The 21,716-nt window shown below is 74.3% G+C and carries 21 protein-coding genes; 8 read left to right on the top strand and 13 right to left on the bottom strand.

The genetic code is table 11. The features are described 5' to 3' along the window. The first annotated feature begins 134 nt into the window (after nucleotides 1-134). The gene (locus tag C9F11_RS14900; protein ID WP_138959754.1) at nucleotides 135-1,145 is read left to right on the top strand and encodes an aspartate-semialdehyde dehydrogenase; all 1,011 of its coding nucleotides are present in this window, start codon (nucleotides 135-137) and stop codon (nucleotides 1,143-1,145) included. Between the two features lie 325 nt (nucleotides 1,146-1,470). Beyond that, nucleotides 1,471-1,986 carry a DUF1203 domain-containing protein gene (locus C9F11_RS14905; protein WP_138959755.1) on the top strand — a complete coding sequence of 172 codons (516 nt, stop codon included), beginning with the start codon at nucleotides 1,471-1,473 and terminating at the stop codon, nucleotides 1,984-1,986. 7 nt (nucleotides 1,987-1,993) lie between these two features. Here the strand turns inward: C9F11_RS14905 and C9F11_RS14910 are convergent, their stop codons facing one another. Continuing rightward, complete coding sequence (locus tag C9F11_RS14910; protein WP_138959756.1) at nucleotides 1,994-2,878, bottom strand: LysR family transcriptional regulator; 885 nt, start codon at nucleotides 2,876-2,878, stop codon at nucleotides 1,994-1,996. A 125-nt stretch (nucleotides 2,879-3,003) separates the two neighbouring features. Here C9F11_RS14910 and C9F11_RS14915 point away from each other — a divergent pair, with 125 nt between their 5' ends. Beyond that, nucleotides 3,004-4,200: an MFS transporter gene (locus tag C9F11_RS14915; RefSeq protein ID WP_138959757.1), complete on the top strand. Its 1,197-nt coding sequence runs from the start codon at nucleotides 3,004-3,006 to the stop codon at nucleotides 4,198-4,200. Here the strand turns inward: C9F11_RS14915 and C9F11_RS14920 are convergent. Next, nucleotides 4,197-4,634, bottom strand: a complete 438-nt coding sequence (locus C9F11_RS14920; protein WP_138959758.1) for an ATP-binding protein — start codon at nucleotides 4,632-4,634, stop codon at nucleotides 4,197-4,199. The genes C9F11_RS14915 and C9F11_RS14920 overlap by 4 nt on opposite strands. 236 nt (nucleotides 4,635-4,870) lie before the next feature. Between C9F11_RS14920 and C9F11_RS14925 the strand changes: the two genes are divergently transcribed. Together C9F11_RS14925 and C9F11_RS14930 are read left to right on the top strand one after the other, a co-directional pair. Further along, nucleotides 4,871-5,719 (top strand): helix-turn-helix transcriptional regulator, encoded by an 849-nt coding sequence (locus tag C9F11_RS14925; protein ID WP_138959759.1) that lies wholly within the window; start codon nucleotides 4,871-4,873, stop codon nucleotides 5,717-5,719. Nucleotides 5,720-5,728: 9 nt separating this feature from the next. After that, nucleotides 5,729-5,929, top strand: a complete 201-nt coding sequence (locus C9F11_RS14930; RefSeq protein ID WP_138959760.1) for a DUF397 domain-containing protein — start codon at nucleotides 5,729-5,731, stop codon at nucleotides 5,927-5,929. Here C9F11_RS14930 and C9F11_RS14935 read toward each other — a convergent pair. The 5 genes from C9F11_RS14935 to C9F11_RS14955 form a co-directional block, all read right to left on the bottom strand. Then, nucleotides 5,898-7,172 carry a flavin-dependent oxidoreductase gene (locus tag C9F11_RS14935; RefSeq protein ID WP_138959761.1) on the bottom strand — a complete coding sequence of 425 codons (1,275 nt, stop codon included), beginning with the start codon at nucleotides 7,170-7,172 and terminating at the stop codon, nucleotides 5,898-5,900. The two genes, C9F11_RS14930 and C9F11_RS14935, sit on opposite strands and share 32 nt — an antisense overlap. Continuing rightward, a complete protein-coding gene (locus C9F11_RS14940; RefSeq protein WP_138959762.1) occupies nucleotides 7,169-8,005 on the bottom strand; it encodes an ABC transporter ATP-binding protein in 837 nt (278 codons plus the stop codon). The genes C9F11_RS14935 and C9F11_RS14940 overlap by 4 nt, the downstream gene beginning before the upstream one ends. Nucleotides 8,006-8,133: 128 nt before the next feature. After that, nucleotides 8,134-8,880 carry an ABC transporter permease gene (locus tag C9F11_RS14945; protein ID WP_249401740.1) on the bottom strand — a complete coding sequence of 249 codons (747 nt, stop codon included), beginning with the start codon at nucleotides 8,878-8,880 and terminating at the stop codon, nucleotides 8,134-8,136. An 8-nt stretch (nucleotides 8,881-8,888) separates the two neighbouring features. Next, complete coding sequence (locus C9F11_RS14950) at nucleotides 8,889-9,836, bottom strand: ABC transporter permease subunit (protein WP_138959764.1); 948 nt, start codon at nucleotides 9,834-9,836, stop codon at nucleotides 8,889-8,891. Nucleotides 9,837-9,846: 10 nt separating this feature from the next. Further along, complete coding sequence (locus C9F11_RS14955; RefSeq protein ID WP_138959765.1) at nucleotides 9,847-10,863, bottom strand: ABC transporter substrate-binding protein; 1,017 nt, start codon at nucleotides 10,861-10,863, stop codon at nucleotides 9,847-9,849. Between the two features lie 187 nt (nucleotides 10,864-11,050). Between C9F11_RS14955 and pepN the strand changes: the two genes are divergently transcribed. Then, nucleotides 11,051-13,618, top strand: coding sequence for an aminopeptidase N (pepN, locus tag C9F11_RS14960; RefSeq protein WP_138959766.1), 2,568 nt, complete (start codon nucleotides 11,051-11,053; stop codon nucleotides 13,616-13,618). 385 nt (nucleotides 13,619-14,003) lie between these two features. On the opposite strand, the gene C9F11_RS14965 is transcribed toward pepN, so the two are convergent. Continuing rightward, a complete protein-coding gene (locus C9F11_RS14965) occupies nucleotides 14,004-14,897 on the bottom strand; it encodes a LysR family transcriptional regulator (protein ID WP_138959767.1) in 894 nt (297 codons plus the stop codon). 197 nt (nucleotides 14,898-15,094) lie between these two features. Here C9F11_RS14965 and C9F11_RS14970 point away from each other — a divergent pair, with 197 nt between their 5' ends. Beyond that, complete coding sequence (locus C9F11_RS14970; protein WP_138959768.1) at nucleotides 15,095-15,706, top strand: hypothetical protein; 612 nt, start codon at nucleotides 15,095-15,097, stop codon at nucleotides 15,704-15,706. Here C9F11_RS14970 and C9F11_RS14975 read toward each other — a convergent pair. Together C9F11_RS14975 and C9F11_RS14985 are read right to left on the bottom strand one after the other, a co-directional pair. After that, nucleotides 15,696-16,862 (bottom strand): DMT family transporter, encoded by a 1,167-nt coding sequence (locus C9F11_RS14975; RefSeq protein WP_346347274.1) that lies wholly within the window; start codon nucleotides 16,860-16,862, stop codon nucleotides 15,696-15,698. The two genes, C9F11_RS14970 and C9F11_RS14975, sit on opposite strands and share 11 nt — an antisense overlap. 57 nt (nucleotides 16,863-16,919) lie before the next feature. Continuing rightward, entirely contained in the window at nucleotides 16,920-17,897 is a 978-nt protein-coding gene (locus C9F11_RS14985) for an EamA family transporter (protein WP_138959770.1), read from the bottom strand. A 156-nt stretch (nucleotides 17,898-18,053) separates the two neighbouring features. On the opposite strand from C9F11_RS14985, the gene C9F11_RS14990 reads away from it, so the two are divergent. Beyond that, on the top strand, nucleotides 18,054-18,578 hold the full coding sequence (locus C9F11_RS14990; RefSeq protein WP_138959771.1) for a MarR family transcriptional regulator: 525 nt from the start codon (nucleotides 18,054-18,056) through the stop codon (nucleotides 18,576-18,578). An 87-nt stretch (nucleotides 18,579-18,665) separates the two neighbouring features. On the opposite strand, the gene C9F11_RS14995 is transcribed toward C9F11_RS14990, so the two are convergent. From C9F11_RS14995 to C9F11_RS15005, 3 genes are read right to left on the bottom strand one after another with little or no spacing between them, the layout of a single operon-like run. After that, entirely contained in the window at nucleotides 18,666-18,905 is a 240-nt protein-coding gene (locus C9F11_RS14995) for a hypothetical protein (RefSeq protein ID WP_138959772.1), read from the bottom strand. Between the two features lie 48 nt (nucleotides 18,906-18,953). After that, nucleotides 18,954-21,107: a 4-alpha-glucanotransferase gene (gene malQ / locus C9F11_RS15000; protein WP_138959773.1), complete on the bottom strand. Its 2,154-nt coding sequence runs from the start codon at nucleotides 21,105-21,107 to the stop codon at nucleotides 18,954-18,956. A gap of 8 nt (nucleotides 21,108-21,115) precedes the next feature. After that, entirely contained in the window at nucleotides 21,116-21,352 is a 237-nt protein-coding gene (locus C9F11_RS15005) for a hypothetical protein (RefSeq protein WP_138959774.1), read from the bottom strand. Between the last annotated feature and the right edge of the window lie 364 nt (nucleotides 21,353-21,716).

The following is a 21,716-nucleotide window of genomic DNA, read 5'->3' on the forward strand; positions in this document are numbered from 1 at the left end:
TCTCACCTGCTGGTCAGCGCCGCCCCACGGCACGATTGAGACCTCAATGAATTGGACAGGCGCCCTGGGGTCCCCCGCATGATGGGAAGGCTGAAAGCCAGCCGAGGCACGTGCCAGAACTTTAGGGAGTAGCCGTGAAGGTCGGAATCGTCGGAGCCACCGGTCAGGTCGGCACGGTCATGCGCAAGATCCTGATCGAGCGGAAGTTCCCGGTCGACGAGCTGCGCCTGTTCGCCTCGGCCCGCTCGGCCGGGACCGTCGTCGACGGCGTGACCGTCGAGGACGCCTCGACCGCCGACTACACCGGCCTCGACATCGTGCTGTTCTCGGCCGGCGGCGCCACGTCCAAGGCCCTCGCCGAGAAGGTCGCCGCACAGGGCGCCGTCGTGATCGACAACTCCTCGGCCTGGCGCCGCCACCCCGAGGTGCCGCTGGTCGTCTCCGAGGTGAACCCGCACGCGATCGCCGACCGCCCCAAGGGCATCATCGCCAACCCGAACTGCACGACCATGGCCGCGATGCCCGTCCTCAAGCCGCTGCACCTGGAGGCCGGGCTCACCTCGCTGGTCGTCGCGACCTACCAGGCCGTCTCCGGCTCCGGTCTCGCTGGTGTCGAGGAGCTGTACGGGCAGATCGAGAAGGTCGGCGCCGACGCCCCGCGGCTGGCCCACGACGGCTCGGCCGTGGACTTCCCCGCGCCCGACAAGTACGTCGCCCCGATCGCGTACAACGTCCTGCCGATGGCGGGATCCGTCGTCGACGACGGCCTGAACGAGACCGACGAGGAGCAGAAGCTCCGCCACGAGTCCCGCAAGATCCTGGAGATCCCCGGCCTCAAGGTCTCCGGCACGTGCGTGCGCGTGCCCGTCTTCACCGGCCACTCCCTCCAGGTCAACGCCCGCTTCGAGCGGCCGATCAGCCCCGAGCGCGCCGTCGAGATCCTCTCCGGCGCGGAGGGCGTCGTCGTCACGGACGTTCCCACCCCGCTGGTCGCCGCGGGCCGCGACGAGGCCTTCGTCGGCCGCGTCCGCCGCGACGAGACCGTCGAGCACGGGCTCGCGTTCTTCATCTCCGACGACAACCTCCGCAAGGGCGCTGCGCTGAACGCCGTGCAGATCGCTGAGCTCGTCGCCCAGGAGTCCTGACCCGTCCCGCCGGTTCCGACCCCGCGCTGACGCGCTCGTCCTCAAACGCCGGACGGGCTGGATGGCCCCGGCCGGGCGCCGTCGCCGACCGCCCGTCTGTTCTCCCCGCCCACCCGCCCCTTCCTCAGGGGTGGGTGGGCGGGGTTCGTCGCGGAGCGGCGAAGCGGACGGACGACGGCGGGCGAGCCGCCAGGTCGGGGCTCGGCCGGGTCGCTGGGGTGGGAACGGGTGGGCGGGTGGGAGGAATCGCCGCGGTAGCGGTGGGGCGAGGTAGGTGTCCGGAAAGCGCCAGCGTGGGCGCGGGGCACAGCGGAGGGTGGGGGACATGAGCACCCTGTACACACCTCAGCCCATCCCGCCGGAGGCGTTGGCGGAGCTGCGCGAGACCGATGACGCGGGCCGCGCCTGCGTGCCGTACACGGACGAGGAGGGCGGCAGCCCCCTGCGCTGCTGTCTGCGCCCGATCGCCCCGGGCGACCGCGTCGCCCTGGTCGCGTACGCCCCGCTCCGCCGCTGGGCGGCACGGACCGGCGCCCGGCCGGGCGCCTACGACGAGCAGGGCCCGGTCTTCATCCACGCGGACCCCTGCGAGGGCCCCGCGCGGGAGGCGGCCACCGGCTACCCGTTCGCGCGCGCCGGGGCGCTGCGCGCCTTCCGCCGCTACGACGACCGGGGCCACATCGTCGGCGGCCGTCTCCTGGAGCTGCCCGAGGACACGACGGCGGGCTACGACGAGGCCTTCGAGGAGGCGTTCGCCGCCCCGGAGGTCACCCAGGTGCACGTGCGGGCCGTGGAGTACGGCTGCCTGCACTTCGTGGTGCACCGCCCCGAAGCCGCGTAGCAGGGCGTCACGCCGCCGCGGCCACGGCGGTCGCCTCGGTCACCGCCCGCGCGAACGCCCGCACCCGCTCCGTCTCCCCGTCCCGGTGCCAGACCATGCCGAGCACCGAGTCCGGCACCCCGTCCACCGGCACGAAGACGACGTCCTCGCGGCCGTGGTACGCGGCCGTGGGGCGGCACAGGAGCATCGCGCCCTGCTCCGCGGCGACCAGGGTGAGGCCTTCCTGGAGGGTCCGGACGGCGGGCGCGGGCAGGGCCGAGGGGGCGTGGGCCTCGCGCCAGTAGGCGGGGGCGGGCGGCGCCGCCGCGATCAGGGGCGTGCCGTGCAGCTCGGCCGCGGCGAGCCGCTCCCGCCCCGCGAAGGGATGCCGTACCGACACGGCGACGGTCTGCTGCTGCCGGGAGAAGAGCGGGCCGAGGACGAGGTCCGGCTCGGCCACCGGCAGGAGCACGATCGCCACGTCCACCTCGCCCTGGCGCACCGCCCCGAAGGGATCCGCGAAGGGCACCTCCGCGATCTGGGTCACACAGCCCGGGTGCCGCCGCTGGAAGGTGGTGATGGCCTCCATGAGCCGGGCGTCGGCCGTGCCCTGGAAGCCGATGCGCAGGCGCCCCTCCACCCCGCGCGCGGCCTCCTTGGCCCGGTCGACGACGGCGGTCAACTCCGTGTAGGCGGGCCGCAGTTCCGCGCGGAACCGCTCGCCGAGCGGGGTCAGCCGCACCCGGCGGCTAGTACGCTCCACGAGCCGGGCCCCGACCCGCTGCTCCAGCGCGGCGAGCAGCTGGCTGACCCGGCTCTGCGAGACGTACAGCCGTTCCCCCGCCCGCCCGAAGTGCAGCTCCTCGGCCAGCACGAGGAAGCACTCCAGCTCCCGTATCTCCACTCCGCCCACAGCCGGCAGCTCCCGCCCACGCTCGATCGTTCCGGGATCGATGAGTCCCGCTCATTCAAGGATGAGATCTTCGGCGTTGTTCCCGGTCGCCGGGCGGGCGTTGTCTGGTGCCCATGGAAACGCCCATGGAAACGCCCACCGAAACCCTGACCCAGACCCCCCACGTGGACACGCGGCAGCGGGCCCTGCCGCTGTCCGTCGTCGCCGTCGCCGCCGCCACCTTCTCCGTCGTGACGACGGAGATGCTGCCCGTCGGCCTGCTCACCTCGCTCTCCTCGGGCCTCGGCGTGTCCGACGGCACCGCGGGCCTGACCGTCACCCTGCCCGGCGTGGTCGCGGCGCTCGCCGCCCTGCTCCTGCCGGTCGCGGTGCGCGGCGCGGACCGCCGGGCCGTCCTGTGCGGCCTGATGCTCCTGCTGGGCGCCGCGAACCTCCTGTCGGCCCTGGCGCCGTCCTTCGAGGTCCTGCTCGTCGCCCGGATCGTGGTCGGCCTCTGCATCGGCGGCGTGTGGGCCGTCGCGGCCTCGCTCGCGGTGCGCCTGGTGCGGGCCGAGTCCGTCGGCCGGGCCACCGCCGTGATCTTCAGCGGCATAGCCGTGGCGTCGGTCCTCGGAGTGCCCGCGGGCACCTTCCTCGGCGAACTCGCCAGCTGGCGCTGGGCGTTCGGCGCGATGGCCGTGCTCGGCCTCGGCGTGGCCGCGCTGCTCGCCGTGGTGCTCCCGGCGCTGCCGCCGAGCGAGCCGGTGCGCCTCGGCGTCTTCCCCGGCCTGCTGCGCCTGCCCCGGCTCCGCGTCGGCCTGATCGCGGTGGCGTTCCTGGTCGTCGGCCACTTCACCGCGTACACGTACGTCCGTCCGGTCCTGGAGCGGGTGCCGGACGTGGGCGCGGGCCTGATCAGCGGCCTCCTTCTGTGCTACGGCGTCGCGGGCGTCGCGGGCAACTTCCTGGGCGGCACCTTCGCGGCCCGCGACCCGCGCCGCACCCTCCTGCTGATCTCCGCGGCCCTGGCGGGCGTGGTGCTGCTCCTGGTCCCCGCGGGCTCGTCGCTGCCCGCGTCCGTCGCCCTGCTCGTCGCCTGGGGCCTGGCCTACGGCGGCGTCTCCGTCTCCTCCCAGAACTGGGTCATGGCCGCCGCCCCCCAGGCCCGCGAGGCCGCGTCCGCGCTCTTCGCCGGGATCTTCAACACGGCGATCGCCCTGGGCGCCCTGCTCGGCGGCCGGGTGGCCGACGGCCTGGGCGCGACGGACGTCCTGTGGCTGGGCGGCGGCCTCGCGGTGCTCGCGCTGGGGGTGGTGGCGACGGCGGGCAGGAGCGCGCGCTAGGCGGCGGCGCCGAGCTCGCACCAGACGTATTTGCCCGCGTCACCCTCCTTCGGCAGCGGGTGCCAGCCCCAGGTGTCGGAGCAGCAGCGGATCAGGTCGAGGCCCCGGCCGTCCTCCAGGTCGAGGGGGGCCGGGCGCGGGGTCGGGGCGGGCGGCGTGGGGTCGGCGTCCCAGGCGCCGATGCGCAGGACTCCGTCGGCCCACAGGAGGCGGAAGGAGACGGGGCCCTTGGTGTGGCGCACGGCGTTGGAGACCAGCTCGGTCGCCAGGAGTTCGGCCACGTCGACGACGCCGCCGAGGCCGTGCACGGAGAGGATCACCCGGAGGGTATGGCGACACACAGTGACCGCGCAGAGCTCGCGCGGGATGTGCAGGGTGTACTCCCAGGGCTCCGCACCGGGGCCGGTTTCGGGTTTACTGCCGTCTTCAGACATGCGTGAACTCCGTTGAGGGTCTGAGGAGTTGGATACACGCTGCGCGCGCAGGGCGGGGGCGCGACCACCCCGTCATGGCATGCGGGGACAGTCGGCCTCCGGTACTCCCGAACGCTTCGCAGCGTTGCGACACATCACGTAGAGTAGGGCGAAAATTTTTCCTCCCGCAACCGATTGCCCTAATCTGACACCCGAACGAGCGGCATCCACAGGCGAGTTGAGACCCGGAGGAGTACATGGCGCCCAGGAATCAGCCCACCGCACGACAGGTGCGCCTGGGCACCGAGCTGCGCAGACTGCGGGAGGCCGCCGGACTGAAGGCCAGGGAGGCGGCAGGGTTACTGAGCTCGACCTCGGCGCAGATGAGCCAGGTCGAGGCGGGCCTCGCGGGCGTCAGCCCGGAGCGGGTGCGACGGCTCGCCGCTCATTACGCCTGCGCCGACGAGGCGCTGGTCGACGCCCTCGCGGCCATGGCGGCCGACCGTACGCAGGGCTGGTGGGATGAGTTCCGGGGCGTGCTGCCACCGGCGTTCCTGGACGTCGCCGAGCTGGAGCACCACGCCACGTTCCTGCGCGAGGTCGTCATCACGCACGTACCCGGGCTGCTGCAGACTCCCGACTACGCCCGGGCGGTCTTCTCGTACGCGGTCCCGGAGCTCCCGCCCAGCGAGCTCGAACCCCGGGTGGAACACCGGATGAGGCGCCGGGCCGCCATCGAGGGCGACGAGGCCGCCACGTACGAGACGGTCGTCCACGAATGCGCGCTGCGGATCCTCGTGGCCGACCGCAGGGTGGCCCGCGATCAACTCCGGGCCATCCTGCACCAGATCGACCGAGGTCACACCGTACGCGTCATCCCCTTCGGGGTAACCGGCTTCGCCGGGGCGAGCAGCGCGATGCTGTACACGGGCGGCCCGATCCCCCAACTGGACACCGTGCTGCGGGACTCGCCGCACGGCACGGCGTTCCTGGACGCGGAATCCCAGCTGGACCGTTTTCGAAAACTTTTCCGTAAAGTGGAGACGGCGGCCTTGCCCCCTGGGCCGTCGAGGGACTTCGTTCACCGCACTCTCAAGGACCTGTGAGGCTCAGTCATGACCCAGGACCTCCACTGGCAGAAGTCCACCTTCTCCGAGGCCGGAGACGGCAACACCTGCGTCGAGGTCGCCTCCACCCACGACTCCGTCCACCTGCGCGAGAGCGACGCCCCGGGCGCCGTGCTGACCACCACCCCCGCCGCGCTCGCCCGGCTCCTGGGCCGGCTCAGGGAAGCCCCCACGACCCCCTCCCGTTGAGCTCCGCGACGTCCGTGCCCGTCGTCCAGCGGTACGCGGCCTCCAGTTCGCCGAGCTCCTCGGGCGTCAGCACGTCCTCCACCCGCTCGAAGCCGTCGGGGGCGCGCTCGGCGACCGCCGCGAGGAAGCGGTCGGCGGGCATCCGGCGGTTGGCGAGGACCAGGGCGGCCGTGGCCTCGCGGCGGATCTCCTCGTAGGCGCGCAGCCCCGCGGCCCGGTCGGGGTCCGTGACGGCCAGGCAGCGGGCCAGGACGCGGGCGTCCAGGATGGCCTGGGAGCCGCCGTTGGAGCCCACGGGGTACATGGGGTGCGCGGCGTCCCCGAGGAGGGTGACGGGCCCCTTGCCCCACCACGGCAGCGGCTCCCGGTCGACCATGGGGTACTCCAGGATGCGGCGGGTCGCGGCGAAGAGGGCGGGCACGTCGAGGTCGCCGATGCGCCAGCCCGCGTAGTGCGGCAGGACGTCGGAGAGGCGGCCGCCCCGGTTCCAGTCGGCGGAGCCCGGCCCGGCGCCCGGCTCCGGCGGGAAGCGGACCTCCGCCACCCAGTTGAGCAGGGCCCGGCCGCGCAGCTCGGCCTCCCGCGAGATGGGGTAGACGACCAGCTTCGCGTGGGCGTTGCTGCCCGCGACGGCGACCGTGCGGCCGCCGAGGACCGGGTGCCACTCCGTGACGCCGCGCCACATCCGGATGCCGTTCCAGCGCGGCGGGCCCTCGCCGGGGTGCAGCCGGGCGCGGACCGTCGAGTAGAGGCCGTCGGCGCCGACGAGGGCCCGCACGCGCACCGCGTGCTCCCGCCCGCGGGCCACGTCCCGCAGCACGACCCGCAGCGCGTTGCCGTCCTCCATGAAGCGGACGAACGCCGTGCCGGTGACCACGGCCCGGTCGCCGAGCCGCTGGCGCACCGCGTCGAGCAGCAGCATCTGGAGGGCGCCCCGGTGGATGGAGTACTGCGGCCAGTGGTAGCCGAGCGCGAGGCCGCGCGGCTCGCCCCAGATGCGGTTGCCGTGCCGGTCGTAGTGGACCATGTCGGCCGTCTGCACGCCGGTCGCGGCGAGCAGGTCGCCGAGGCCGAGTTCGGTCAGCTCCCGCACGGCGTGCGGGAGGAGGTTGATGCCGACGCCGACGGGCCGCAGCACGTCGACCGGTTCGACGACGCGCACGCCGATGCCCGCCGCGTGCAGGCTCAGCGCGGTGGTGAGGCCGCCGATGCCCGCGCCCGCGATCAGTACGTCCACGGTCATGGCCGGCGCACCGCCCGTCCGACCTCGGCCCGGAGCTTCACGAACTCGGGCAGGCCGCGGGTGGCGATCTGGTCCCGCGGTGCGGGCAGGTCGACCCGCAGCTCGCGGTGGACGCGGCCCGGGGCGCCGCTGAGGACGACGACGCGGTCGCCGACGTACACGCTCTCGTCGATGTCGTGGGTGACCAGGAGGATGGTCATGCGCCCCGGTGCCGCGTCCCGGCCGCCCGCCGCGTTCCCGCGGCCCGCCGTGGCCCCGCCGTCCTCCGCGTGTCCGCCGTCCTCCGCGTGTCCGGCCCGTACGGCGAGGAGCAGGTCCTCCAGGTCCTCGCGGGTCTGGGCGTCCACCGAGCCGAAGGGCTCGTCCATGAGCAGCAGCGCGGGCCGGTACGCCAGGGCCCGGGCGATGGCCACGCGCTGCTGCATGCCGCCGGAGAGCTGCCAGGGGTACTTGGCCGCCGCGTCCGCGAGGCCGACCTGGGCGAGCGCGTCCCGGGCGCGGGCGCGGCGCCCGGCGCGGTCGAGGCCCCGGCGGCGCAGCGGAAGGGCCACGTTGTCGCGGACGGTCAGCCAAGGGAAGAGCGAGCGCGTGTAGTCCTGGAAGACGACCGCGAGGCCGTCCGGTACGGCGCCCTCGACGGCCCGGCCGCCGACCGTGATCCGGCCCGCGCTCGGCCGCTGGAGGCCCGCCACGCACCGCAGCAGCGTGGACTTGCCGCACCCCGAGGGGCCGACGATGCTGACCAGTTCGCCCCGGTCCACGAAGAGTTCGACGTCCTCGACCGCCTGATGGCCGTCGTCGTAGCGATGACTGAGCCCCGCGATGTCCAGCATCCCGTGTTCCCCCTGTGCGCTGAAGCCAACTGCCTCGTGGTCTATGTGAATTGAGTGCTCACGTGCTTCGGTCGTTCCCTCCGCTCCGGGTGAACCGGTTGCACGGGAACGGCGGGCGCCCCCACGCCCTAGGTGTTCCCGCGCCTCGCACCCCGGTGCCAGGCGAGTGCCTTCCGCTCGACCAGCAGGAAGAGTCCGTTGAGTACGCAGCCGACGGCGCCGAGCTGGAGGATCACCACCCACATCCGGTCGGGGCGGAACTCCCGCTCGGCCGCGTTCAGCCGGGCGCCGACCCCGTCGCCCGCCCCCATCAGCTCGGCGACGACCATGAGGATCAGCGCGAAGCCGAGCGCGACGCGCAGCCCCGCGAAGACCTTCGGCGCGGCGGCGGGCAGCACCACGTACCGCAGCCGCGCGGCCCGGCCGAGGCCGAAGACCCGGGCCGAGTCCAGCTGCACCGGCTCGACGGAGCGCACCCCGTCGACGGTGTTGAGCAGCACCGGCCACACGACCCCGAACACGACGGTCGCGAGGCGCATGGACGTGCCGAGCCCGAAGACGACCATGAAGAACGGGATGAGCGTGGGCGGCGGCACGGCCCGCGCGAACTGCAGCACCGGTTCGAGCACGTACCGCGCCACCCGCGAGAGCCCGACCCCCACCCCGACGGCGACCCCCACGGCCCCGGCGATCGCCCACCCGAGGAGCAGCTGCCCGAGGCTCTGCCGGAGCGCGTCGAGCCCGGGTTCGCGCACCATGAGCCGCACGATGCGCCCGGGCGGCGGAAAGTAGACGTCCCCGGCCCGCCGGGCGGCCACTTCCCAGGCGAGGACGAGCAGAGCGAGCAGCCACCCCCGCAGCAGCAGAAAGCGCACAACGGTCATCATTCAGCCCGTCCGGCGTTTGAGGACGAGCGCGAAGCGCGATATCCGGGGGTCGAGGGGGCAGAGCCCCTTCGTCTCGGGAAGGGGCGGGCTTGGGGAAAAGCCACCCGCCCCACGGCCACGAGCACCCCGTTCGCCACCACCCCCAGGGCCCCCGCCCACACCGCCCCGGCCACCATCAGGTCCGGTCGCCCGCCCCCGGACTGCGTCTGGAGCAGATACACGCCGAGCCCCGAGTCACCCCCGGCCCGCAGCTCCGCGCTGACCGCCACGACGAGCCCCACGGAGGCGGCGATCCGCACCCCCGTGAGCACGAACGGGCCCGCGCTCGGCAGGGACACCCGCCAGAGGACGGACAGCGGCCCGAAGCCGAAGGACCGCAGGGTCTCCTTGGCGACGGGGTCGACGTCGCGCAGCCCGTACAGGGTGTTGAGGAGGATCGGCCACAGCGCGGCGTAGCACACGAGGGACCGCTCGACCCGGACCGGCTCGGCGAACACGAGGATCGCGAGGGGGATGAGCGCGACGGACGGCACGGGCCGGGCCAGCTCGACCACGGCGAGGCTCGCGGCGCCGAGCCGGGGCAGCGAGCCGAGCAGGAGCCCGGCGGGCACGGCGAGGGCGACGGCGAGCGCGAGCCCCCCGAGCCAGGCGGAGACGGTGGTGCCCAGATGGCCGAGGAAGCCGTCGTCGACGGCCATCCCGGCGGCGCGGGCGAGCACGGAGGTGGCGGGCGGCAGCTCCCCGTCGCCGAAGGCGCCGGTACGGGAGAGGAGTTCGAGGACGAGCACGGCCCCGCCCACGCCGAGCGCGCCGAGCAGGGCCCGCCCCCACCGCCGGGAGACGAGCGCCCCGGCGCGCGGAAGGGCGCCCAGGCGCACGCGGCGACGGGCGCGCGCCCCTGCCTCCGGGCCGGACCCGGAACCGAAGCGCGCCGCCTCCTTCACCGCATCGCCCTCACGGCCCCGTGCGCACGAGCAGCGGTTCGACGTCGAGCGGCCGCCGCAGATAGCCGAACTCCCGCATCAGGTCCACCACCCGGCGCAGCCGCGCCGGGTCCAGGGCCACCGGATAGCCGCCGAGGTGGAGCTGGGCGGCCTGGTCGGGAGTGATCCTGGTGTAGTCGGGGAGCGTGCGCACGACCGTGGTGCGGTTGGCGGCCTGCTTCTGGGCGCGGGCCATGGCCCGCTGGAAGGCCTCGACGGTCTTCTTGTTCTTCTCGGCGAAGCGCGCCGTGGTCGCGTACCCCGCGATCGGGAAGCCCGCGGTCGGCGGCCTGCCGAGGTCGGCGACGACGCGGCCGGTGCCGGACTCCTCGATCGCGCTGACGAACGGCTCCGCGGCCTGCACGGCGTCGACGCTGCCCGTCTTCAGGGCGGTCTCCATGTTCGGCATGTCGACCTCGGCGAAGTCCTCGTCCTCGTCGAACGTCACGCCCTCGGCCTTGGCGGCCTTCTGGACGAGCAGGGAGCTGATGTTCCGCTTCGTGTTGACGGCGATCTTCTTGCCTTCGAGGTCCTTCAGGGTCTTGACCGGCGAGTCCTTGCGCACCAGGACCGCGTGCGTCTTGGGCGCCAGGGCGAAGGCGTCGGCGACGATCCGCACGTCCAGGGCCTTGTTGGCGTGCGCGAGGAAGTACGAGACGTAGTTGCCGAAGGAGATGTCGAGGGCGCCCGCGCGCAGCCTGCCGACGGACTCGGCGCCGCCCTGGAGCGTCGTCGTGCGGACGGTGAGCCCCTCGGCCTTGAAGAAGCCCTTGCTGATCGCGAGCTGGAGCGGGGCGGTGTCCGCCACGGACATCGTGCCGACGGTGATCGTGCTCTTCTCCAGGCCCTTGCCGTCCGCCGTGCCGCCCCCGTCGTCGCCGGAGTCGCCGCAGCCCGCCGTGGCGAGCAGCAGGGCCAGGGCCGCCGCCGGGGCGAGGACCGCGCGCGGACAGGTCCCGCGTAACCGGCCCCGTACTCCCCGTGCCATATACACCTGCTTCCGCGCGTGACCGCCACCGTGGGGCCCGCCCAAGGCCGTGGGGCCTGAGCCGACGCGCGGATGCTAACCGCAGGGCGGGCCGAGAACAATGGGCCGGGGCACCCCGCCGTCCCGCATGGAAGGATGGCCGGAAACATCACAGAAACTTCGCAAGTCGCACTGAGGAGATGACCGCGTGCCCGGCACCAATCTGACCCGCGAAGAGGCGCAGCAGCGGGCGAAGCTGCTCACCGTTGACTCGTACGAGATCGATCTCGACCTCTCCGGAGCGCAGGAGGGCGGCACCTACCGGTCGGTGACCACCGTGCGCTTCGACAGCGCCGAGGCGAACGCCGAGACGTTCATCGACCTGATCGCCCCGGCCGTCCACGAGGTGGTCCTCAACGACCACGCCCTGGACGTCGCCGCGGTCTTCCGCGACTCCCGGATCGCCCTGCGGCACCTGCGCGAGGGGCGCAACGAGCTGCGCGTCGTCGCCGACTGCGAGTACACGAACACCGGCGAGGGCCTGCACCGCTTCGTCGACCCGGTGGACCAGCAGGCCTATCTGTACACGCAGTTCGAGGTGCCGGACGCGCGCCGCGTGTTCGCCTCCTTCGAGCAGCCGGACCTGAAGGCCACGTTCCAGTTCACCGTGAAGGCACCCTCCGGGTGGACGGTGATCTCCAACTCGCCGACGCCCGAGCCGAAGGACGACCTCTGGTCCTTCGAGCCCACGCCGCGCATCTCCACGTACATCACGGCCCTGATCGTCGGCCCGTACCACGCGGTGCACTCGTCGTACGAGAAGGACGGGCAGAGCGTGCCGCTCGGCATCTACTGCCGGCCCTCGCTCGCCGAGTTCCTCGACGCCGACGCGATCTTCGAGGTGACGCGGCAGGGCTTCGACTGGTTCCAGGAGAAGTTCGACTACGCGTACCCCTTCAAGAAGTACGACCAGCTCTTCGTGCCGGAGTTCAACGCGGGCGCGATGGAGAACGCGGGCGCGGTGACGATCCGCGACCAGTACGTGTTCCGCTCCAAGGTGACGGACGCCGCGTACGAGGTGCGCGCCGAGACCATCCTGCACGAGCTGGCCCACATGTGGTTCGGCGACCTCGTGACCATGGAGTGGTGGAACGACCTGTGGCTGAACGAGTCGTTCGCCACCTACACCTCCATCGCCTGCCAGGCGTACGCGCCGGGCTCGCGCTGGCCGCACTCGTGGACGACGTTCGCGAACTCCATGAAGACCTGGGCGTACCGGCAGGACCAGCTGCCGTCCACGCACCCGATCATGGCGGACATCCGCGACCTCGACGACGTGCTCGTCAACTTCGACGGGATCACCTACGCGAAGGGGGCCTCGGTCCTCAAGCAGCTGGTGGCCTACGTCGGCATGGACGAGTTCTTCCAGGGCGTGCAGGCGTACTTCAAGCGCCACGCGTTCGGCAACACCCGCCTCAGCGACCTGCTCGGGGCCCTGGAGGAGACCAGCGGCCGCGATCTGAAGACCTGGTCGCAGAAATGGCTCCGGACCGCGGGCATCAACGTCCTGCGCCCGGTCGTGGACGTCGACTCCGCGGGTGTCATCACCTCCTTCGCGGTCAAGCAGGAGGCCCCGGCGCTCCCCGCGGGCGCCACGGGCGAGCCCACCCTGCGGCCGCACCGCATCGCCATCGGCCTGTACGACCTCGACGACAGCTCGGGCAAGCTCGTGCGCACCGACCGCGTGGAGCTGGACGTCGACGGCGAGCTGACCGCCGTGGAGGCCCTGGTCGGCCGGGCCCGCCCGGCGGTCGTCCTGCTCAACGACGACGACCTGTCGTACGCGAAGGTCCGCCTGGACACCGAGTCCCTCGCCTTCGTCACCGCGCACCTCGGCGACTTCGAGGCCTCGCTGCCGCGCGCCCTGTGCTGGGCGTCCGCCTGGGACATGACGCGTGACGCGGAGCTGCCCACGCGCGACTACCTGGCGCTCGTCCTCTCCGGCATCGCCAAGGAGTCCGACATCGGCGTGGTGCAGTCCCTGCACCGCCAGGTGAAGCTCGCCCTCGACCTGTACGCCGACCCGGCCGGGCGCGACGCGCTGCTCGCCCGGTGGACGGAGGCGACCCTGGAGCACCTGCGCGCGGCCGCGCCCGGCGGCGACCACCAGCTCGCCTGGGCGCGGGCGTTCGCGGCCACCGCCCGCACGGAGTCCGACCTCGCGCTGCTCGAAGAGCTGCTCGACGGCTCCGAGACCATCGAGGGCCTCGCCGTGGACACGGAGCTGCGCTGGGCGTTCGTGGGGCGGCTCGCGGCCATGGGCCGACTCGACGAGGCGGGCATCGCCGCCGAGTCCGAGCGGGACAGGACCGCCGCGGGCGAGCGGCACGCCGCCGCCGCGCGGGCCGCGCGGCCGACCCCCGAGGCCAAGGCGGCCGCGTGGGCGTCCGTCGTGGAGTCCGACGCGCTGCCCAACGCCGTGCAGGAGGCCGTGATCTCCGGCTTCGTACAGACCGAGCAGCGGGAGCTGCTCGCGCCGTACGCGGAGAAGTACTTCGGCGCCGTCAAGGCGGTGTGGGAGTCCCGGTCGCACGAGATGGCGCAGCAGGTCGCCGTGGGGCTCTACCCCTCGGTCCAGGTGTCCGCGGCGACGCTCGACGCGACCGACGCGTGGCTCGCCTCGGCGGAGCCGAGTCCGGCTCTGCGGCGGCTGATCACGGAGTCCCGTGCCGGGGTGGAGCGGGCCCTGCGGGCGCGGGCCGCCGACAAGGCCTGACCCCGGCTGCCCCGGGGGGCCCTGTCCTCCCACCCGCCCACCCGTAGCTCCCCGGCTTCGCCAGACCGGCCCCGACGCGGAGCGCCCACGGGTGGGCGGGCAGGCGCCCGCCGCTACCGCGGCGGGTTCTTTCCCACCCACCCACCCGTAACACCCGAGCTTCGCCGGCCCGGCCCCGACGCGAAGCGCCCGCGGGTGGGTGGGCAGGTGGGCCCCCGCTCCCCCGTCCCTTCGTGGGGCGGCACGGGTGGGCGGGCGCGTCAGCCTTTGCCGCTGTGGGCAATCGTCCCGCAGGGCGGGACGGGTGGGCACAGCGCCCAGGTGCCGCCCGGCCGTTCCGCTGGGGCCCGAGGCCCAGGTGCCGCCCCGCCGTTGGCACAGGGGCTCAGGCCGGGGCCGCCGCGTGGAGGGCGGTGAGGACGTGGGTCACGGCGGGGCCCGCGCCCCGCCGGGTCGCCGCCACGACGTGGCGGTAGGGCCGCTCCGCCCCGAGCCCCCGCGTCACCACGCCCCCACACCCGGCGGCCCCCGCCATCCGCGGCACCAGCGCCACCCCCATCCCCGCCCCCACCAGCGCCAGGATCGCCGTCCACCCCGCGGCACTGTGCGCCTGCTCCGGCACGAACCCCGCGGCCTCGCACGCGGCCCGCGTGATGTCCGACCAGGGGCCGGACCCGCCGAAGATCCACGGCTCGTCGGCGAGGTCGGCGAGCCGCAGCCCCCGCTTGCGGGCCAGCGGATGCCCCTCGGCCAGGGCGACGTCCAGCGGGTCGGCGAAGAGGGTGACCCCGGTGAAGCGGGGGTCGCTCCGCGCCGGGGCGTGCGCGGCGAGGGACAGGGCCAGATCCACCTCGCCCGCCGCGAGCAGCTCGTACGCCTGCGCCGCCTCGGCCTCCCTGACCCGTACGAAGACGCCGGGCCTGGCCTCCCGCAGGGCCCGTATGGCGGGCACCACGAGCGCGGGCACCGCCGTGGAGAAGGCCCCGACCCGCACCTCCCCCGCGTCGCCCCGCGCGTGCGCGGCCAACTCCGCGTCGGCCCGCTCCAGTTGGGCGAAGACCGCCTCGGCGTGCCGCAGCACGAGGTGCGCGGCGTCGGTGAGCCGCACCCGCCGCCCCTGCGCTTCGAGGAGGGGGACGTCCAGCTGCCGGGCGAGGTTGGACAGCTGCTGGGACACGGCGGACGGCGTCATGCTGAGCGCCCCGGCGGCCGCCGTCACCGTGCCGTGGTCCCGCAGCGCGCGCAGGATCCGCAGCTTCTTGATGTCCCACTCACTCATGCGGCCAACGTACCCGCGGCCCCGCCGGTCTCCCCCGCGCGGCGGAGGCGGTACCGCCCGGGGACCGACGCCGAGGCCCCCCGCCGCCCGGGAGGATCGGAGCACGCCGGCCGGGCGAGCCCCGTCCCGTCGGCCGGGCGCGCCCGTACAGTCAGGCGGGCGCGCCCTCCCGCCCCCGTCCCGCAGGAGCCGCAGCCGTGTTCAAGAACGCCCTCCGCGCCACCGCCCTGGCCGCCCTCGCCACCGCGGTGGCCGTGCCCGCGGCCCTCGCCGGGCCGTCGGGCGCCGAGCCGCGGCCCGCCACCGCGAAACCCCCGGTCGTGACCTCCGTGCTCAAGGGCGAGGGACGCATGGACTATCCGGTCAGGAGCGAGGACGTCCGGATCAAGGTCGACGCCGAGGCCGTCTTCCCCGCGGACCGGCCCTTCCGGCCGAGCCGGACCACGGGCACGTTCCGCATCCAGCACAGCTACCCCGCCCGCGACGGCAAGCCCGCGCGCACGCTGTGGGGCGACTTCAAGGTGGACTGCCTGACCACGGGCGGTCCGACCGCCACGGTCACCGGCATCCTCGTGCGCACCAGCCCCGGCCACCCCTGGCGCACCGCCCTCGACCGGCACACCCGTATGGGCGTCAGCTTCTACGTCCCCGGCGGTGACGGGAAGAACGCCGCGCGGGACACCGCCCGCATCGGTCTGAGCGGCGCCACGGCCAAGGGCAGGCCGAGGCTCACCCGGTGCATGGCACCGGCCGCCGACGCGGCGGTCGTCGACGGCGGGTACGCCCTCAAGGACCGGCTCACGAGCTGAGCGACCGCCCGCGGCCCGCCGTCGAGCCGAGCACCACGCCGCCGAGGATCAGGCCCATGCACGCCGCCCGCGGCCGGCTCATCCCCTCGCCGAGCAGGGCGAAGGACAGCAGCGCCACGCAGACGGGCTGGAGGTAGTAGACGACTCCGGCGCGGGCCGCGCCGATCAGGGCGATGGCCTTGTTCCAGGCGAAGAAGGCGACGGCCGAGGAGACGACGCCCACGTAGAGCAGCGGCGTCACCGTGGCCGGTGTCGGGGTGAAGCCGCCCTGGGCCGTGAGGCTGACGGCGTACGCGGGCAGCAGCATCAGCGTGCCGAGCACGAACGTCGCGAAGAGGAAGGGCAGTCCGCCGAGCTCCGGGGGCCTGCGCCGCAGCAGCGCGCTGTAGGAGCCGAAGGCGAGGGCGCCGCCGATCACCCACAGGTCGCCGGGGGCGAGGTCGAGGGTGAGGGAGCCCTTGCTGACCAGGAGCAGCACCCCGGCGCAGGCGATCAGCATGCCGGTGGTGCGGCGGGCGCCGAGCCGGGCCCCGCCGAGGCGTTCGTAGCAGGCCATCAGCACCGGCGACGCGGCCATGATCATGCCCATGTTGCCCGCGGTGGTGGTGACGCCCGCCTGGTTGACCAGGGTGTTGTAGAGGGCGACGCCGAGGAAGGAGGCGGCGAGGAGGTAGCCGAAGTGACGGCGCAGGACGGCCCGTCGGCGCCAGGTCCGGCGGAGCGCGAAGGGCGCGACCGCCGTGACGGCGATCAGCCAGCGCCAGAAGGCGTGCTGGACGGGCGGCACGCTGTCGGCGAGGGCGCGGGACGTGACGAAGCTGCCCGACCAGACCACGGTCGCGAGCAGCGCGAGCCCGAGCCCGGCGCCGAGGCCGCCGACAACGGCCGACCGGGCCGACCAGTCGTCCTGGTCGGCCCGGTCGGCCCGTGCGCTTCCCGCGCCCCTCGCGCCCTCCACGTCCCCTGCGTCCTCCGCGTCCTCCGCGTCCTCCGCGTCCTTCACGTCCCCTGCGTCTTCCGTGCCCTCCGCGCCCCCCGCATCCCTCGCGCCCTCCGCGTCCCCCGCGCCCCCTGCATCCCCCGCGCCCTCCCTGCCCTCCCTGCCCTCCGGGCCCTTCGCGCTCGGCTCGGCGGTCCGGTCCAGGGGCGTCGCCACTGATGTCCCTCGCCTCTCTCCCCGGGTCCGGGGCGGTGGGTGCGTTCGTTCGCCGGACTACCGTCGCACCGCCGAACCGCTCAGGTCCATCGAATCTTTCCGACCGTTCTTTGAAGCCGAGCTGAACGATCCGGCGGCGGCGGGCACTCCCGCCACCGTGCGCGCCCCGGCCGGCTCCGCCTTCTCGCGGGGCTTGAGCTGACCGAACAGCGTCGCCGCGAACGCGAGCGCCATGCCCGCCACCTGCACCGCCGTCAGCGACTGGCCGAGCGCCGCCCAGCCGATGACCGCCGCCGTCAGCGGCGAGAGCGGTCCGAGCAGGCTGACCTGCGTCGCGCTGAGGCGGCTGAAGCCGCGGAACCACAGCCAGTAGGCGACGGCCGTACCGGCGATGGAGAGGTACACGTAGCCCGCGACGTTCCGGCCGTCGAGCGCGGGCGGCGCGCCCTCGATGAAGAAGGCGAGCGGCGCGATGAGCAGGCCGCCCATGGTCAGCTGCCAGCTCGTCAGGGCCAGCGGGCCCACGCCCTCGGGGCGGCCCCAGCGCTTGGTGAGCACGGTGCCCGTGGACATCGACGCGGTGGACGCCACCGCCGCGAGCAGACCGATCGCGTCCAGGCTCCCGGCGGCCTTGAGGACCACGAGGCTGACGCCGAACGCGGCCGCGATCCCGGTGAGCAGCGTGCGGACGGTCGGGCGCTCGCTGAGGACAAGAGCCGAGAGCCCGGCGACGAACAGCGGCCCGACGGAGCCGACGACGGCGGCCATGCCACCGGGCAGGCGGTAGGCGGAGAGGAACAGGAGGGGGAAGAAGGCCCCGATGTTCAGCGCCCCGAGGACCGCCGCCTTCCCCCACCACACCCCCTTCGGCAGCCGTCTGGCCAGCAGGAGCAGCAGGAGTCCGGCGGGCAGCGCCCGCATCATGGCCGTGAACAGGGGCCGGTCCGCCGGCAGGAACTCCGTGGTGACGAAGTAGGTGGAGCCCCAGGTGATGGGGGCGTAGGCGGTGAGCAGGATCGTGGCGGCGCGGTTCATGGCACACCTCTCTCGGCGGCCCGACAGGCCGGAGTGGAAGCTTGGTGGTGATTAGCTTAGCCGCAAGCTACTTAACGTCAACCCACTTAGCGAAAATTCACTTAGCTTGAATCTGCTTACTTGCAAGCTTCTGGAGTGGGGACCGATACTTCCCCCATGCACTCCCCGGACACTCCGCACGTCGACGCCGACGCCGTCGACGCGATCATCGATCAGTGGGCCTCGGTCAGGCCCGAACTGGAGACGACCCCCATGGAGATCTACGGCCGCGTGTACCGCGTGGCGCAGGCGGTCGGCGACCGCGTCGAGAAGGCCTACCGCGAAGTGGGCACCACCCGGGGCGAGTTCGACGTCATCGCCACGCTGCGCCGGCACGGCGAGCCGTACACGCTCTCGCCCCGGCAGCTCTCCGCCACGCTGATGCTGACCACCGGCGGCATGACGGGGCGCCTCGACAAGCTGGAGCGGGCGGGCCTGCTGCGCCGCTCGCCCGATCCGAACGACCGGCGCGGACTCCAGGTCACGCTGACCGACGCGGGGCGCGAGCTCGTCGACCGGGCCGTCGTGGCCGGTCTCGAGGCGCAGCGCGCGGCGCTCGGCGCCGCCGGGCTCGACGAGAAGGAGACGGCCCAGCTCGCCGGCCTGCTCAGGAAGCTGCTCGCGGGCGCCGCGCCCGCCTGAACACGCACGAGGGCGCCCTCCGGCGGCGTGCACGCGGAACGCGTACGCCGCCGAGGGGCGCCCTCGACGTCAGAAAAGGGGGGCGGATCAGCCCTGCTTCTGCTGCTTGCGGGACTTGTCACCCACCATGACCAGACCCGCGATCACCAGGAAGAGGACGATCGGTGCCGCCACGTACAGCCCGAGCGTCTCCGCCACGCTCAGCTTGGGAGCCGGGTCGTCGCCGTCGTCGCGGGTGAGCGCGAGCGCGGGGGACGACATGAGCAGCATCATCAGCGTCGTACCGGTGGCAACGGCACCGGCGCGCAGGGCGTTCTTCTTGTCCACGATGCCAAACTAGCGAACGGCTCCGCGGGCCGCGCGCCCGGGGTGCCATCAGGGGACCGCGCCCGGGCCCCGGCAGGCCCCGCCGGCGCGGGCGCCCCGGAACTCCCGGAAGACGTCGAGCAGCGCGTGCAGCCGGGGCGACGCCGTCAGGTCCTCCAGGGACACCGGGCGCCCGGCGGCGTCGGCGATGGGCAGCCGCCAGTTCGGATACGCGTCCAGGGTGCCCGGCAGGTTCTGCGGGCGGCGGTCCCCGACCCCGTCCGGCAGCCAGACCCCGATCAGCCGGGCCGGGGTCGCGAGCAGCAACCGGTGTACCGCGCGCACCTCGTCCTCCTCGTGCCCGGCGCCACCGCGCAGCAGCCCGAGCCGGGCGGCGAGCGCCAGCCATTCGCGCACCTCGGCCGCGGCTTCGGCGCGCTCGGCGGCCAGCGGCCGGGTCAGCAGGCCCAGGTCGTGGCGGAGCGTGACGTGCTCGCCGGTGACGCGGGCCGCCGTGGACGGCAGGTCGTGGGTGGTGGCGGTGGCGAGGCAGTCCGCGCGCCACTCCCCGGGCGGCAGCACCTTGCCCGACCCGCCGGAGCCGGGCTCCTCGGTCGCCCAGTCCCGCTCGAACCAGAGCACCGACGTGCCGAGCACCCCGCGCTCGCGCAGCGCGTCGCGCACGCCCGGCTCGACGGTACCGAGGTCCTCGCCGATGACGAGCGCGTCCGCGCGGTGCGCCTCCAGGACGAGGGCGGCGAGCATCGCCTCGGCGTCGTACCGCACGTACGTGCCCTCCGTGGGCGGGCGTCCCTCGGGCACCCACCACAGCCGGAACAGGCCCATCACATGGTCGACGCGCACCGCGCCCGCGTGCCGCAGCGCCGCGCGCAGGAGCTCGCGGAACGGCGCGTACCCCGACTCCGCGAGCCGGTCGGGCCGCCACGGGGGCAGGTTCCAGTCCTGGCCGCGGGCGTTGAAGGCGTCCGGGGGCGCGCCCGTCGACATGCCCGCCGCGAAGCAGCGCCGCTGCGCCCAGGCGTCGGCGCCGTCCGGGTGCACGCCCACCGCCAGGTCGTGGACGAGGCCGATGCCCATGCCCGCGTCCCGCGCGGCCCGCTGCGCCGCGGCCAGTTGCTCGTCGACGTACCAGGCGAGGCGCTCGTGGAAGTCGACGCGGTCCATCAACTCGGCACGGGCGCGGGCGGTTTCGCGGCTGTCCGGGTCGCGCAGGGGCGCGGGCCAGGCGTGCCAGTCGGGTCCGTGCCGCTCGGCGAGCGCGCACCAGGTGGCGTGCGCCTCCAGGGCCTCGCCGCGCTCGGCGAGGAAGTCGCTGTACGCGGCGCAGCGGCCGGGGCCGAGCGGCACCCGCGCGGCCAGTTCGAGCGCCTCGGCCTTGGCCGCCCACACCGCGTCGCGGTCGATGAGGCACCCGTCCCGCAGCACCGCGCGCCGCAGCCCGTCGCCGCGTTCGAGCAGGGCGCCCGCCCGCTGCCGCGCCGCGCCGCGCAGCCGGGCGAACTCCGGTACGTCCTCCACCCGTACGTGCACGGGGTCGGGGAAGCGGCGCGAGGAGGGCCGGTACGGCGAGGGGTCGCTGCTACCGCCGGGCGGCGCGGGCACCGCCGCGTGCAACGGGTTCACCTGGACGAAGCCCGCGCCCACCGAGCGGCCCGCCCACGCGGCGAGCTCCGCCAGGTCCCCCAGGTCGCCCATGCCCCAGGAGCGGCGGCTCAGCAGCGAGTACAGCTGGACGAGGAAGCCGTACGCCCGCGCGCGCGGCCCGGGCGCGCGGCTCGGGGCGACGAGGAGGTGCGCCTCGGCGACGGCCCCGTCCGGAGTGGTGGCGCGCAGCCGGTGGGCACCCAGCGGCAGGGGCGGGGGCGGTGACGGGGCGTCCCAGGTGAGCGTGTCGCCCTGCTCGGTACGGAGGTGGAGGCGGGTGCGGGCGGGCAGCGCGCTCAGGGGCTTGGGGGCGGCCCCTTCCTCCGGCAACTCCTCCGCCGCGCGCCAGAGGACCACGGTCGGGGGCAACAGCCTTTCCCGCAGGGCCCGTTCGCGCTCCGCGAGGGCCGCGACCACCGCGTCCGGCGTACGCGCGTCGACGTCGAGTGCGGCGAGCGCGGCGACGAGCGCCGCGTCGGAGGCCTGGACCGTGCGGCCCGGGGACGGGGAGTACGAGGCGGCCACGCCGTACAGGGCGGCGAGCCGGGCCAGGGTCACCCCGCGCCCTAGATCCCGGCCGGGTCCAGGCCCGCGGCCGTGCCCGTGGAGGTCGGCTCGCTGGTGAGGGGCGCGGCGTCGGTGAGCGGCGGCTCACTGGTCAGCGGCGCGGCGTCGGCGAGCGGGGGCTCGCTGGTCAGGGGCGGCTCCAGGCAGCCGCAGGAGCAGGATCCTTCGAGTCCTGAGTCCGGGTGCGAGACCTCCGGGGGGAGGCCGGACGGGAGAAGATTCGCCGAAGGGGGCACGGGACGCTCCTTGTTTCGCGGGTGGGCGTGGATGCGCGAGGGATTTCGCGGGCTTCGGTTCCCGGGGGCATACCCACTGCGCCGCACCACAGACGCAAACGACCCGCGAAGGTGACGCTGGTCACAGCGACCCCGCCGGGGGCTTCCCCGAACCCGGCCGCGATCCAGCCCGTCCGGCGTTTGAGGACGAGGCGCGAAGCGCCGACAGACGGGGGGCGCGGGGGGCGGAGCCCCCGGGATCGGGAAGGGGCGGGCCAGGGGCGCCCCGCGAGGGCCGGGCCCCCGCGTTGACACCCGCCCCGCGGCAATGGTGGGCTCAGTGCTCTACGTGACCGTTCGTGCGACGACAGTGACGAGGAGGGGG

Origin of the sequence: Streptomyces sp. YIM 121038 (assembly GCF_006088715.1) — a bacterium.
Lineage (GTDB): Bacteria > Actinomycetota > Actinomycetes > Streptomycetales > Streptomycetaceae > Streptomyces.